The organism is Streptomyces sp. NPDC001828, from assembly GCF_042892175.1.
Classification (GTDB): Bacteria; Actinomycetota; Actinomycetes; order Streptomycetales; family Streptomycetaceae; genus Streptomyces.
Genome location: NZ_JBIATV010000002.1, coordinates 740,466 through 753,702, shown reverse-complemented (window position 1 = coordinate 753,702; position 13,237 = coordinate 740,466). Strand labels below are relative to the sequence as shown.

At 73.1% G+C, this 13,237-nt stretch carries 13 protein-coding genes and 1 other RNA gene; 6 read left to right on the top strand and 8 right to left on the bottom strand.

From position 1 onward, the window contains the following. Positions 1–12 precede the first annotated feature (12 nt). Genes efeB through ACFYZA_RS10370 form a run of 3 tightly spaced genes read left to right on the top strand, consistent with a single transcriptional unit; the run spans position 13 to position 3,118 of the window. Positions 13–1,275 (top strand): iron uptake transporter deferrochelatase/peroxidase subunit, encoded by a 1,263-nt coding sequence (gene efeB, locus ACFYZA_RS10380; RefSeq protein WP_388489109.1) that lies wholly within the window; start codon positions 13–15, stop codon positions 1,273–1,275. A gap of 9 nt (positions 1,276–1,284) precedes the next feature. Continuing rightward, complete coding sequence (efeU, locus tag ACFYZA_RS10375) at positions 1,285–2,259, top strand: iron uptake transporter permease EfeU (RefSeq protein WP_382597923.1); 975 nt, start codon at positions 1,285–1,287, stop codon at positions 2,257–2,259. Continuing rightward, positions 2,147–3,118, top strand: a complete 972-nt coding sequence (locus ACFYZA_RS10370; protein WP_388489429.1) for a hypothetical protein — start codon at positions 2,147–2,149, stop codon at positions 3,116–3,118. The genes efeU and ACFYZA_RS10370 overlap by 113 nt, the downstream gene beginning before the upstream one ends. A gap of 424 nt (positions 3,119–3,542) precedes the next feature. Here the strand turns inward: ACFYZA_RS10370 and ACFYZA_RS10365 are convergent, their stop codons facing one another. After that, the gene (locus ACFYZA_RS10365; RefSeq protein ID WP_382597925.1) at positions 3,543–4,280 is read right to left on the bottom strand and encodes a bifunctional DNA primase/polymerase; all 738 of its coding nucleotides are present in this window, start codon (positions 4,278–4,280) and stop codon (positions 3,543–3,545) included. Between the two features lie 237 nt (positions 4,281–4,517). On the opposite strand from ACFYZA_RS10365, the gene ddaH reads away from it, so the two are divergent. Continuing rightward, positions 4,518–5,417, top strand: coding sequence for a dimethylargininase (gene ddaH / locus ACFYZA_RS10360; protein WP_388489105.1), 900 nt, complete (start codon positions 4,518–4,520; stop codon positions 5,415–5,417). A 31-nt stretch (positions 5,418–5,448) separates the two neighbouring features. Here ddaH and ACFYZA_RS10355 read toward each other — a convergent pair whose 3' ends face one another. Together ACFYZA_RS10355 and ACFYZA_RS10350 are read right to left on the bottom strand one after the other, a co-directional pair. Further along, the gene (locus ACFYZA_RS10355) at positions 5,449–6,468 is read right to left on the bottom strand and encodes a small ribosomal subunit Rsm22 family protein (RefSeq protein WP_382597929.1); all 1,020 of its coding nucleotides are present in this window, start codon (positions 6,466–6,468) and stop codon (positions 5,449–5,451) included. A gap of 10 nt (positions 6,469–6,478) precedes the next feature. Further along, positions 6,479–7,810: a Bcr/CflA family multidrug efflux MFS transporter gene (locus ACFYZA_RS10350; protein WP_388489102.1), complete on the bottom strand. Its 1,332-nt coding sequence runs from the start codon at positions 7,808–7,810 to the stop codon at positions 6,479–6,481. Between the two features lie 168 nt (positions 7,811–7,978). Here ACFYZA_RS10350 and ACFYZA_RS10345 point away from each other — a divergent pair, with 168 nt between their 5' ends. Then, a complete protein-coding gene (locus tag ACFYZA_RS10345) occupies positions 7,979–8,740 on the top strand; it encodes an SDR family oxidoreductase (RefSeq protein ID WP_382597934.1) in 762 nt (253 codons plus the stop codon). Between the two features lie 104 nt (positions 8,741–8,844). Next, positions 8,845–9,723 carry a PhzF family phenazine biosynthesis protein gene (locus tag ACFYZA_RS10340; protein WP_388489099.1) on the top strand — a complete coding sequence of 293 codons (879 nt, stop codon included), beginning with the start codon at positions 8,845–8,847 and terminating at the stop codon, positions 9,721–9,723. A gap of 25 nt (positions 9,724–9,748) precedes the next feature. Here the strand turns inward: ACFYZA_RS10340 and ACFYZA_RS10335 are convergent, their stop codons facing one another. The 5 genes from ACFYZA_RS10335 to rnpB form a co-directional block, all read right to left on the bottom strand. Further along, on the bottom strand, positions 9,749–10,072 hold the full coding sequence (locus tag ACFYZA_RS10335) for a nuclear transport factor 2 family protein (protein WP_382597938.1): 324 nt from the start codon (positions 10,070–10,072) through the stop codon (positions 9,749–9,751). Positions 10,073–10,210: 138 nt separating this feature from the next. Next, positions 10,211–11,470, bottom strand: a complete 1,260-nt coding sequence (locus ACFYZA_RS10330; RefSeq protein WP_388489095.1) for a sensor histidine kinase — start codon at positions 11,468–11,470, stop codon at positions 10,211–10,213. Beyond that, positions 11,467–12,195 carry a hypothetical protein gene (locus tag ACFYZA_RS10325; RefSeq protein ID WP_382597942.1) on the bottom strand — a complete coding sequence of 243 codons (729 nt, stop codon included), beginning with the start codon at positions 12,193–12,195 and terminating at the stop codon, positions 11,467–11,469. The genes ACFYZA_RS10330 and ACFYZA_RS10325 overlap by 4 nt, the downstream gene beginning before the upstream one ends. Next, the gene (locus ACFYZA_RS10320) at positions 12,188–12,358 is read right to left on the bottom strand and encodes a hypothetical protein (protein WP_388489092.1); all 171 of its coding nucleotides are present in this window, start codon (positions 12,356–12,358) and stop codon (positions 12,188–12,190) included. Before ACFYZA_RS10320 ends, ACFYZA_RS10325 begins: the two co-directional genes overlap by 8 nt. Before the next feature lie 416 nt (positions 12,359–12,774). After that, positions 12,775–13,172: RNase P RNA component class A (gene rnpB / locus ACFYZA_RS10315), an RNA gene on the bottom strand. Positions 13,173–13,237 lie beyond the last annotated feature (65 nt).

The window sequence follows — 13,237 nt, the reverse complement described above, 5'->3', positions numbered from 1 at the left end:
GAGGAGTCCGTCATGAGCGACACGAGCGAGGTCACCGGGCCGGGCAGGTCCCCCTCCCGCCGGGCGCTGCTCGGGTGGGGCGGAGCGGGCCTCGCGCTCGGCGCGGCCGCGGCCGGCGGCACGGTGGCCGTCGTCAACGGCGGCGGGAGCGACGCGGTGCCGGCCGCCGACACGGGCGCCGCGGTGCCGTTCCACGGCGACCACCAGGCCGGCATAGCCACGGCGGTCCAGGACCGCCTCCACTTCGCCTCGTTCGACGTGACGACGAAGGACCGTGCCGAACTGGTCCAGCTGCTCAAGGACTGGACGGTGGCCGCGGCCGCGATGACCGAGGGCAAGACGGTCGGCGAGGGCGCCTACGGCGGGCTCGCCGAGGCGCCGCCGGACGACACCGGCGAGGCGCTCGGCCTCAAGCCGTGCCGGCTGACCCTGACCTTCGGCGTCGGCCCCTCGCTCTTCGCCAAGGACCGCTTCGGCCTGGAGGGCAGGCGGCCCGAGGCGCTGGTCGACATCGAGCAGTTCCCCGGCGACAACCTCGAACCGGCGCGCAGCGGCGGCGACTTGTGCGTCCAGGCCTGCGCGGACGACCCGCAGGTGGCGGTGCACGCGATCCGCAACCTGGCCCGCATCGGCATGGGCAAGGTCGCCATCCGCTGGTCGCAGCTCGGCTTCGGCAAGACGTCCTCGACGACGCCGGACGCGCAGACCCCGCGCAACATGATGGGCTTCAAGGACGGCACTCGGAACGTCTCGGGCACCGACACCAAGGCGCTCGACGACCACGTCTGGGTCGGCGCCAAGGACGGCTCCGACTGGATGACCGGCGGCTCCTACCTGGTGGCCCGCCGCATCCGGATGCACATCGAGACCTGGGACCGCACCTCGCTCCAGGAGCAGGAGGACGTCTTCGGCCGCGACAAGGGCGAGGGCGCTCCGGTCGGCAAGGCCAAGGAGCGCGACGAGCCGTTCCTGAAGGCGATGAAGCCGACCGCGCACGTCCGCCTCGCGCACCCCGACTCCAACGACGGGGCACGGATCCTGCGCCGCGGCTACTCCTTCACGGACGGCACGGACGGCCTCGGCCGCCTGGACGCGGGCCTCTTCTTCCTGGCCTACCAGCGCGACGTGCGCAAGGGCTTCCTGCCCGTCCAGCGGGCCCTGGCCCGCCATGACGCGCTCAACGAATACATCCAGCACGTGGGTTCGGCGATTTTCGCGGTCCCGCCGGGCGTCCGTGACAAGGGCGACTGGTGGGGCCGGGGACTCTTCGGCTGAGAGGGAGACATGTTCGCCAACTATCTGATCGGCCTGCGCGAGGGTCTCGAAGCGAGCCTGGTCGTCTGCATCCTGGTCGCCTACCTGGTGAAGACCGGGCGGCGTGACGCGCTCAAGCCCGTGTGGACCGGCGTCGCGGTGGCCGTGGTCGTCGCGTTCGCGTTCGGCGCCGGGCTCGAATTCGGCTCGCAGGAAATGACCTTCAAGGCCCAGGAGGCGCTCGGCGGTTCGCTGTCGATCATCGCCGTCGGCCTGGTCACCTGGATGGTGTTCTGGATGCGGCGCACCGCGCGGCACCTGAAGACCGAGCTCCACGGCAAGCTCGACTCGGCCCTGCGGATGGGCACCGGCGCCCTGGTGGCGACCGCGTTCCTCGCGGTGGGCCGCGAGGGCCTGGAGACGGCCCTGTTCGTGTGGACGTCGGTGCACGCGGCCGGCTCCGAGAACGGCACCTTCCAGCCGATGATCGGCGCCCTGCTCGGCCTCGCCACCGCGGTGTTCCTCGGCTGGCTGTTCTACCGCGGCGCCCTGCGGATCAACCTGGCGAAGTTCTTCACGTGGACCGGCGGCATGCTGGTGGTCGTCGCGGCGGGCGTCCTCGCGTACGGGGTGCACGACCTCCAGGAGGCCGACTTCCTGCCGGGCATCAACTCCCGCGCCTTCGACATCAGTTCGACGATCGCGCCGGACAGCTGGTACGGCACCCTCCTCAAGGGCGTCTTCAACTTCCAGCCCGACCCGACCGTCGTCCAGGTCGTCGTGTGGGCCCTGTACCTGATCCCCACGCTCGTGTTCTTCTTCGCCCCGGTAGGGTTCCGGAAGTCCGAGGGGACGACGAGGGTCGAGGGGCAGAAGGCGGTCCATGAGCAGGGTGAGTCGGCTGACGGCGGGGCTCGCGACGGTGACCGTACTGACGGTGACCGCGAGCGGCTGCGTGACGGTGCACGGGGAACGGGAAGTCGTACCGTCGGCGACGAAGGCTGAGGCCGCGAAGGCGCTCACCGACTTCCTCGACGCCTACAACAAGGCCGACAAGGCCTACGACCCGGCCCTCGACGCGGGCCGGGTCACCGGCTCCTTCGGGGCCACGACCCAGGCGGGCTTCACGGTCCGCCATGTGACGAGTCCGGGCGGCAACCCCCAGCACTCGCCGCTGGCGCTGAGCGACGCCGCGTACACGATCCCCAAGCGGGCGGGCTGGCCGCGCTGGTTCGTCGCCGACGCGGACTCCAACCGCGACCAGGACGACAAGGGTCCGGGCGACACCCGCTGGCTGCTGCTCTTCATACGCTCCGGCCCCGAACAGGTGTGGAAGCTGGCCTACTTGTCGATCCTGGGCGCCAAGGAGGTGCCCGCCTTCAAGACCGACAAGGACGGCTGGGCGGAGCCGGTGAGCCCCGACGACAGCTCGCTCGCGGTCGCCCCGAAGGACCTGAGCGCGGACTACGCCGCGTACCTCCAGAACGGCAAGCCGCCGGTGTTCGCGCCCGGGGACCACACCAGCGCCTGGCGCGAGGCCCGCCGGAAGAACGCGGTGCGGTCCGGCCGCATCAGCCAGTTCATCGACCAGCCCCTGAACGAGGGCGACTTCGCCCCGCTCGGCCTGCGCACCGCCGACGGCCGCGCCCTGGTCTTCTTCTCCGCCCGCCACTTCGAGCGCCAGACCGCCGCGAAGGGCGTCCGCCTCGACATCTCGCCCGACGAGAAGGCCCTGCTCAGCGGCCAGATCAACACCTCCCTGACCAGGGAGTGGATCTCCAACGAGCTGGCCCTGGTGCCGGCCAAGGGCCAGGTCGTGGTGACGAACCGGATCCAGGGCCTGGTGGCGACGAAGGGGGAGTAGCTGTCCGGGGGTGCCCCGGTCCCCGGGCCCGCCTGGGGTCGACTTTCGGCCGCGGACCGTGCGTGGGTTGCTCGCGCCCCTGAACCCCGTTCTCGCTGCGGTCGTGCGTGGCCGGTCGCGCCCGCGCGGCAGAGCCGCAAATGTCACAGCCCCGCGCCCCTAGGAAAACCCGCTTTCGGCCTCGCGCCGTGCGTGGTTGCTCGCGCAGTTCCCCGCGTCCCTGTAGGTGACCCAGGACCCCAGCTCGGCTGCCGGGAGCGTGCTGGGCGGCAGCGGCATCTTCAGCCCGTCATGGGGGTCCCCCCTGGCCCTTAAGGCCTTGGGGGAGTTTGAGGACAAGCGCCGTTCAGGCGCGAACGGGGTCCGGGGCGGAGCCCCGAGGAGGGGTGCGGGGGACGAAGTCCCCGCCGGGGGGCCTCGGGGGCTAGCGGCCCAGGGGCCAGGCGACTGCCGGGGACCCCGACGTCCCCGCATACCGCGCACACGCGTCGGTCAGCGCCTCAAGCAGCGTGAGCGGGTCCGGGAGCGGGAGCTCCGGGCCCTGGACCCACCCCACGCCGAGCTCCCCCGGCAGCCGCGCGGGCGGTACGAGCACATAGCTCCCCCGGCAGTGCCACCGCAGGCCCGGATGCTCGTCCATCGTCTCGGGGTGGCAGTCCAGCTCGCAGGGCCACCACTCGTCCTCGTCCTCGGGAGTACCCCGCGTCGCGGTGAAGAACAGCATCCGCCCGTGATCGCCGTCACCGGCCGCCTCGGCGACCGGCCCGACGTCGATCCCCTCGGAGAGCAGCCGGGCCAGGGCCTCGCGCCCCGCTTCGAGCGGCACGTCTAGGACGTCGTGGACCATTCCGGTCGCGGTGATGAAGTTCGCCTCGGGCTGCCCGAGCGCCCAGCGCTCGATCTGCGCGGGGTCGGTGGTCGACTGGGTCTGCCAGGCGAAGGAGACGGGGTGGCGGGCGGGCGTGGGACACCCGACGCGCTCGCAGGAACACCGGTAGCCGACGGGGTACGCGGCGGGCGCCAGGGGCAGACCGGCGGCGGCCACCGCCAGCAGCAGCGAGAGCCGGCCCTCGTCCGCACCCGGAGCGTCCTTGGGCCGCCTGCGCAGCCAGCGGGACAGTTTGCTCTCCTCGCCGCGGGAACGGCCGAACTCAGCGCCCATATATCCCCTCACCTCACCGTCGACCCCAGGACTCACGTCCTGGAGAACATCGTCCCACCATCCTGCTCCCCGGGTGACCGCACCGGACATCCGGGGTGTGTGACATGACCCGCCCGTGACCAACGGCCCACTTCCGCGTGATCGGCGGGGAACGGTTCCGCGCGGCGCCCGCTCCCGGGCGGGCCAGGTGAAAAACACCCGGACGGTGCACTGCGCACGGGCCCCGCACGGCGGACCATGGGCTGCACGCGGCCGCGCTCCCGTGCGGCCCAAGTCGCCCGTGAGGAGCCCTCATTGCCTCGTGAAGCCCGTGACCCCGTCACCCGGAGAACCGCCCGACCCCGGCGCTATCTGATGTGCCCACCGGCACACTTCAAGGTCACGTACTCCATCAACCCCTGGATGGACCCCGAGAAGCCGGTCGACCTGCCGCTGGCCCTGGCCCAGTGGGAGGACCTGCGCGACCGGTACCGCTCGCTCGGCCACACCGTGGAGCTGCTCGACCCGCGCCCCGACCTGCCCGACATGGTCTTCGCCGCCAACGGAGCCACCGTGATCGACAGCCGGGTGCTCGGTGCCCGCTTCGCGTATCCGGAGCGCGCGGCGGAGGCCGAGGTGCACCTGGAATGGTTCCGTGCGCACGGCTTCACCACCGTCCACGAGCCGGCCCACATCAACGAGGGCGAGGGAGACTTCGCCGTCACCGACTCCTATCTCCTCGCCGGGCGCGGCTTCCGCTCCAGCCCGCTCTCGCACGACGAGGCCCAGGAGTTCTTCGGCCGCCCGGTCATCGGCCTCGACCTGATCGACCCGCGTTACTACCACCTGGACACGGCCCTGTGCGTCCTGGACGACGCGGCCGACGAGATCATGTACTACCCGCCGGCGTTCTCGCCCGGCAGCCGGGCCGTCCTGTCCAGGCTGTTCCCGCACGCCTTGATCGCCGAGGAGCCGGACGCGGCCGCCCTCGGGCTCAACGCCGTGAGCGACGGCCACCACGTGCTGCTCCCCCAGGGTGCGATCGGCCTCTTCGACCCGCTGCGCGCGCGGGGCTACGAGCCGATTGGCATGGACCTGGGCGAGCTGCTCAAGGGAGGCGGCAGCGTGAAGTGCTGCACCCAGGAACTGCGCCCCTGACCGGGGCCCGGATCAGGCCCTCGACCAGGCCCTAGGAGGCCGGCTCTGCGGGGTGGGACGGCCAGGGGTCGCCCCACTCGGCATCCCGGGCGGCGCGGTACAGCGCGCCGTGCCGCTTGCTGACCGTCTCGCGGCGCAGCTGCTCCTGCGCCGTGCACAGGTCGAGCAGCACCTGGCCCTTGCGGATCTGGGGCCGCCGGACGACCCGCGCCGTGGCGGGCTCGGGGCCGAACCGGGTGGCGGCGACATAGCTGAACTTCTCGTCCTCGTACGCCAGTGAGCCGCCCTTGACCTGGCGGTGCAGGGAGGAGCGGCTGACCCGGGCCGAGAAGTGGCACCAGTCGGTGCCGGGCTCGATGGGGCAGGCGGCGCTGTGCGGGCAGGGCGCGGCGATGTGCAGGCCGGCCGCGATGAGCCGGTCCCGCGCCTCGATGACGCGGGCGTAGCCGTCGGGGGTGCCGGGCTCCACGATGACGACCGCGCCGGTCGCTGCGGCGGCGGCCGCGTCCACCAGGGAGCGGCGGTCCTCGGGGGTGAGCTCGTTCAGGACGTAGGAGACGGTGACGAGGCCGGTGCTCTCCAGGGCGAGGGCCGAGCCGATGCGGGCGCGTTCCCAGCGGGCGGTGCGCAGGCCGGGAAGGCCGGAGGCCTCGGCGAGTTCGCGGCCGACGGCGAGCGCGGGCTCCGCCCAGTCCAGGACGGTCGTGGCGACGGGGGTCTCCGCGTCCTCCCAGGCCTCGGCGACCGCCCAGCTCGCCGAGCCCGTGCCGCCGCCGATGTCGGTGTGCGTGGCGGGCGTCCAGGGCCCGGCCGCCTCCCGCAACGCGTCGAGCGCGGAGCGCACCGCCTCGAAGGTGGCGGGCATCCGGTACGCGGCGTAGGCCGCGACGTCGGAGCGGTCCCGCAGCACCGGGGCGTGGGTGGGGATGACGCCGCGGTAGTGGCTGATCAGCCGGTCGACGGCGCCTGCGGCCTGCGAGGGCGGCAGCCCGTCGAGCAGTCCGGCCAGGGCCGAGCGCAGGACGTCCGGGGCGGGGAGCGAGTGGTTCACCGGCAGGAGTCTACTTTTGCGGCGCCGCGTCCCCGGCCGTCCCGGTGGGCGCCTGGTGCCGCTCCCGCTGCCAGGGGCGGCAGAGCAGCAGGAAGCAGAGCAGTGCGGCGAGGGCCGAGGCGAGCTGGACGACGGCCATGGGCACGGCGGTCGCCTCGCCGGCGATGCCGACCAGTGGGGAGGCGACCGCGCCGACCAGGAAGGAGGAGGTGCCGAGCAGGGCGGAGGCGGAACCGGCGGCGTTCGGGGTCCGCATCAGGGCCTGGGCGTTGGTGTTCGGCATGGCGAGGCCCATCGCCGACATCAGCACGAACAGGCCGGCCGCGATCGGCGCGAGGCCCACCTCGCCGAAGACTCCGGAGGTCATCAGGAGCAGAGCCGTCGCCGCCAGGGTGATGACGGCGAGGCCGAAGCCGAGCGCCTTGTCCAGGCTGACCCGGCCGATGAGGAGCTTGCCGTTGATCTGCCCGACGACGACCAGGCCCACGGAGTTGAGGCCGAACAGCAGGGAGAAGGTCTGCGGGGAGGCGCCGTAAATTTCCTGCACCACGAAGGGGGACGCGGATATGTAGGCGAACAGCGCGGCGAAGGCGAGGCCGCCGGCGAGCATGTAGCCGGTGAAGACCCGGTCCTTGAGGAGGCCGCCCATGGTGCGCAGGGCCTCTCCGACGCCGCCGGAGTGGCGCCGTTCCACCGGGAGCGTCTCGTGCAGCCACTTGAACACCACGGCGGTGAGCAGCACGCCGATCACGGTCAGCACGACGAAGACGCCGCGCCAGTCGGTCAGCCGCAGCACCTGGCCGCCGATCAGCGGGGCGACCACGGGGGCGACGCCGGAGATCAGCATCAGGGTGGAGAAGAAGCGGGCCATCTCCACGCCGTCGTAGAGGTCGCGCACCACGGCCCGCGCGATCACGATGCCCGCGGCTCCGGCCAGACCCTGCAACAGGCGGAAGGCGATGAGGAGTTCGACATCGGGGGCGAAGGCGCAGACCGCGGTGGCCAGGACGTAGACGACCATGCCGATGAGGAGGGGGCGGCGCCGGCCCCACTTGTCACTCATCGGCCCGACGACGAGCTGTCCGAGCGCCATGCCGGCGAGGCACGCGGTGAGGGTGAGCTGGACGGTCGCGGCCGGTGAGCGCAGCGCGTCGGTGACCTCGGGCAGCGCCGGCAGGTACATGTCCATGGAGAGCGGCGGCAGCGCGGTGAGTCCGCCGAGGACGAGCGTGACCAGCAGGCTGGTGCGGCGCAGCGCAGCGGTGGCGGTCGTCGTGGGGGCCTTCGCGTCGGCCGTGGTCGGTATCGGGCCCTGGGTGTTCTGGCCGCCGCGCTCCGGCATCGGTTTCTCTCCTGAAGGTTGAATCGAATAACCATGCTCTCAGCCGGTGGCGGCGCGGGGCACCACTCGGGACGCACGGGAAGGGAGGAACGGGTCACACCGGCGCGACGCTCCCACATCGCGGACGCGCGGTCTCACCCAGCGGCCGCTCCCGTACGCTCCGGGCCCATGGACATCACCTCGCAGAAGTCTGCCGTCGTGACCGGTGCCGGGTCCGGCATCGGCCGTTCCGTGGCGCTGGCGCTGGCCGGCGCGGGCTGGTCGGTGGCGCTGGCGGGCCGCCGCGCGGAGGCCCTTGAGGAGACCGCGGCGCTGGCCGGGCCGGACGCCGCGGTGCTGTGCGTCCCCACGGACGTGACCTCGCCCGACGAGGTCGCCGCGCTGTTCGCGGCGGCCAAGGGCGCTTACGGCGGGGTGGACCTGCTGTTCAACAACGCGGGGACGTTCGGGCCGGGCGGGGTGCCGGTGGAGGACCTGTCGTACGAGGCCTGGCGTTCGGTGGTCGAGGTGAACCTGACCGGCGCGTTCCTGTGCGCTCAGGCCGCGTTCCGGGCGATGAAGGGGCAGACACCGCAGGGCGGCCGGATCATCAACAACGGGTCGATCTCGGCGCACGCCCCGAGGCCGAACTCGGTGGCGTACACGGCGACGAAGCACGCGATGACCGGGCTCACCAAGTCGCTGTCCCTGGACGGGCGGCCGTACCGGATCGCGGTCGGGCAGATCGACATCGGCAACGCGGCCACCGAGATGACCCAGCGCATGCAGACCGGCATCCCGCAGGCCAACGGGGAGCTGGCGGTGGAGCCGGTGATGGACGCGCAGGACGTGGCGCGCACCGTGCTGCACATGGCGGAGCTGCCGCTGGAGGCGAACATCCAGTTCGTCACCGTGCTCGCCACCGCCATGCCCTACATCGGCCGGGGCTGAGCCCGCGGGCCGCCCGTCACCGGCCGCCACCGCCGCTCCCCCATGCCCCGCCCACCGGCCACGGCGGCCGGAATAGGCACGCCCGTGCGGGAGTTGGGGTGATCATGACGAACGACGACCGGCCCGAGATCCTCCGCTACACCGCCTTCTCCAGCGACCCCGCCGGGGGCAACCCGGCCGGGGTGGTCCTGGACGCGTCGGCGCTCGACGACGCCGCGATGCTGGCCATCGCCGCCGAGCTCGGCTACAGCGAGTCGGCGTTCCTGACGGCGCCGCCGGAGGGGCTCGGGGAGCCGGGGCGGGCGTTCACGCTGCGGTACTTCAGCCCGAAGGCCGAGGTCCCGTTCTGCGGGCACGCCACGGTGGCGACCGCCATCGCGCTCGGCGAGCGGATCGGCACCGGGGACCTGACGTTCGCGACCCGGGCCGGCACGGTCCCGGTGACCGTCGCCGACGACCCGGCCACGGGCGGCCTGCGCGCGACGCTGACCAGCGTGGAGCCGCACTCCGAGCCCGTCGGCGAGAAGGACCTCGCCGAGGCGCTGGCCGCACTCGGCTGGCCGGCCGAGGACCTCGACGCCGCGATCCCGCCCCGGATCGCGTTCGGCGGCGCTCGCCACCTCGTGCTCGGCGCGGCCACCCGCGAGCGCCTCGCGGACCTCTCCTACGACTTCGACCGGCTCACCGCGCTGATGCACCGGCTCGACCTCGTCACCGTCCAACTGGTGTGGCGCGCCTCGGAGTCGGTCTTCCACGTCCGCGATCCGTTCCCGGTCGGCGGGGTCGTCGAGGACCCCGCCACGGGCGCGGCGGCGGCCGCGTTCGGGGCGTACGCGCGCGAACTGGGCCTGGTTGCGCCCGAGTCGGAGCTGACGCTGCATCAGGGTGAGGACCTGGGCCGCCCCGGGGTGCTCACCGTGACGCTGCGCGCGGGCGACGCGCGGGTGCGGGTGAGCGGCGCCGGGGCACGCATCCCGGCGTGAGCGGCCGGTGCGGGGCCGGCCGGGCTCAGGCCTGGCCGGTCTCGAAGCGGCTGACCTTGCCTCCGTCGACGGTGAAACGCCAGGCGGTGCGCATCTCGCCCCACGTGTCGTTGCGGTAGTTGGCGATCAGGCCGAGCCCGTCGTGCGCCTGGCTCTCGATGTCCATGTGGCCGCTGGAGGAGAAGACCTCGCGCTCGGTCCAGTCGGCGATGTCACGGTCCGCGCCGTCGTCGGACATGGTGGCCCCGGGCGTCAGGGCGGCCGCGAAGGCCGCGCGGTCACCGGAGTTGAGGGCGCCGACGAAGGCGCGGACGGCGGGATCGGTCAGCTTGTCGAGGGCGATGGTCACGGTCTCTCCCGGTCGGTGCGGAACGATTCACCCCCAGAACACCTCAGGTCGCCCCGGCCCGCCACCGGTGCGCTGCCGGATGGCACCGCGGACGGCCCGCGGGGACGGCGCTCCCCGGGAACTCCCCCTGGCCCACGGTCACGCGGCCGGCAGGCGCAACGTCGTCACGGCTCCCCCGGCCGGGGCGTTGGCGAAGCTCAGGCCGATGCCGAGCACCTCCGCCTGGCCCGCGACGATCGTGAGGCCGAGCCCGTGGCCCTTGCCGCGGCCCGGGTCGCCGGTGCGAAAGCGCTGGGGTCCGCGGTCGATGAGCTCGGCGGGGTAGCCGGGGCCTTGGTCGCGGATCTCGACGACGGGCCCGTCCACGGTGAGGCGCACCGGCGGAGCGCCGTGCCGGTGCGCGTTGACGACGAGATTGGCGATGATCCGGTCCAGTCGGCGCCGGTCGGTGCGCACGGCCGCGTCCCGGACGACGCGCACCTCGCAGTCGAGGCCGGTGGCCCGCACCGCGCGTTCGGCGAGCGGCCCCAGCTCGTGCTCGGCGAAGTCGGGTCGCTCGGCGCCCGCGTCCAGGCGGGAGATCTCCAGGAGGTCCTCGGTGAGGGTGTGCAGCGCCCTGAGCCGGTCGTTGATCATCTCCTTGGGGCGCCCGTCGGGCAGCAGCCCGGCCGCGGCCAGCATCCCGGTGAGCGGCGTACGCAGTTCATGGGCGACGTCGGCGGTGAACCGCTTCTCGGACTCCAGGCGGCGTTGCAGGGACGCGGCCATCGAGTCCAGGGCGACGGCGACCGCGGTCACCGCGTCGTGTTCGGCGGCCTTGCCGCCGGAGGGGATGCCGGTGCGCACATCGAGGTCGCCGTCGGTGATCTTGCGCGCGACGGTCGCCGTCCGGCGCAGCCTCCTGCTGATCCGCCCGGCGAAATAGCTTCCGGCCAGTGTCACACTGCCCGCCGCGAGCAGCGCCGAGCCGAGGATCGCGGTGTCCATCTGGCGCAGGTGGTCCCGGGTGCTCGCGTACGGGACGGACACGGCGAGCACCCGCCCGCCGGCCGGGGCCGCCGCCCACATGACCGCCTTGCCGCCCTGCTGGCCGACCATCAGACCGCGCCCGCCGCCGAGCGCCAACTGCCTGAGCGGGGAGGGGAGTTCGGCCGGGTCCACGAGGGCGCCGTGCCCGTCGGTGGTCTCGGTTCCGTACGCGTACTCCTTGAGCGCGGCGTCCAGGTTCTGCCGCGCCTCCTTGCGGACCTCGTCCACCCGCTGCCGGGTCAGCACGTTGTGCACGAGCACGCCGAGGATGGCGGCCACCGCGCAGGCCACCCCCGCGACGGTGAGCATGATCTTCCAGCGCAGCCCGTACGTCCAGCCCGGCCGCACCCGCTCGGCCCAGGACGTCACGAGGGGCCTCCGGGCGTCGGCGACGGCGTGACGCAGGGGACGCCGGTGGTCTGCTTGAGGGCGCGGCAGGTGTCGAGCTTGAGCTCGGTGAGGGCCATCATCGTGCCGTCCCAGCCGTAGTGCGAGACGTACACGAACCGGTCGTTGGAGGTGGGTTCGCGGATCGCGAGGTGCCCGGCCGCGAGTTCGACGCCCTCGAGGACGGCCCGCCGCGAGAACACCCGCGTCACCCGGCCGTCCACCGCGTGGTAGACCCGCATCTCACTGGCCCGCCCGTCGATGTCGACGGCGGTGATCAGTTCGGCACGCCCGTCCCCGGTCAGGTCCCGCAGGACCGGCTCGCGCACCCCGCAGTCCACGGCCCGCGCACAGTTCGCGACGCGCTCGGCGGCCCGGCGGTCCACCAGGCGGCCGGTGCCCTGGTCCTCGCGCCCGGTGGCGGCGAGGTCGGCCTTGACCACGGCGAGCGGGTCGGCGTCGCGCAGGTCCCCCGAGGCCACCCGCGCGACCCCGGGCACGACGAAGGGCCGGCCCCTTTGCTGCTCGGGGCCGGGCGGGTCGGGAACGGACCGCGGCCACAGCGGTTCCGGCGGAGAGACGCTCGCCGCCGCCCCGTCACGGTGCAGCCCCTCCGTGTCCGCACAGCCCGCCAGTACGGCGACGAGCACGACGGCCGGAAGGAACCACCGGGCGGAGCGGCGTCGGGCGTCGGCCCGCTCAGCCAAGTTGTCCGAGCATGCCGGTGACGGAGTTGAGCGCGGTGTGCAGCGAGGGGGCGACCGCCGTATCGGCGAGATAGAAGCCGAACCCGGCGCAGATGAGCGCGTGGGACAGCTTGGTGCCGCCTTTGCGGAGGAGGAAGAAGGCGCCGGCTGCGAGCGCCAGCATCACTGGAAAGTGCAGGGAAGGCACGGCGTTTCACCTCGTGTCCCCGAGTCGACGTGTGCGGCACCCCCGCCCCCTCGTCGGAGTGCGGGCTTCCGGTACCGGGAATCACGCTACGGCGACGGCGGAGGTTGCGCCACACGGAGGATGAGCGGGCGATTACGAGGGGTTATCGGGGCTGGTGAGGGCGGCGGTATGCGCGAGGCCACGGCCGCCGTCTGCCCCCCCCCTCGACCTCATGGGGTCGCCGCTCACCCCCGCCACAATGGCCCCCGGCCGCCGCTCGCCCCCTCGACGACAGCGGCCACAGGCGTCCGCGCTCGCCCCCTCGACGACAACGGCCGCAGGCGCCACTCGGCCCCCCGGACCACAACGGCCCCGCCCGGGGAAACCCTGGGCGGGGCCGTGCGAGCGGAGGGCAGACGAGCCGGGCTGTACGCCGGGTTCTGTACCCCGGGACCTCGCGGTCGTCGGGGCGACGGCCATCCATCTAGGACCGGCGTTGCCACCGGCCTCGTGCGGTCTACCCGCGGACTCGGGCAGGCTGCCCTCGAACGTCCGCGCAGGAGCACCGGGGTGCTCCCTCTTGACCTTGCTCCGGGTGGGGTTTACCTAGCCGCCTGAGTCACCTCAGGCGCTGGTGGTCTCTTACACCACCGTTTCACCCTTACCCGGGACCGAAGTCCCGGGCGGTCTGTTTTCTGTGGCACTGTCCCGCGGGTCACCCCGGGTGGCCGTTAGCCACCACCCTGCCTTGTGGAGCCCGGACGTTCCTCGGGAAGATCGAAGATCTTCACGCGGCCGCCCGCCCGGCTCGTCTGCCGTGCCGACCATGCTACCCGGCACCGGGCACCGCCCCGGCCGCGGACCGGGGCGGCCGGG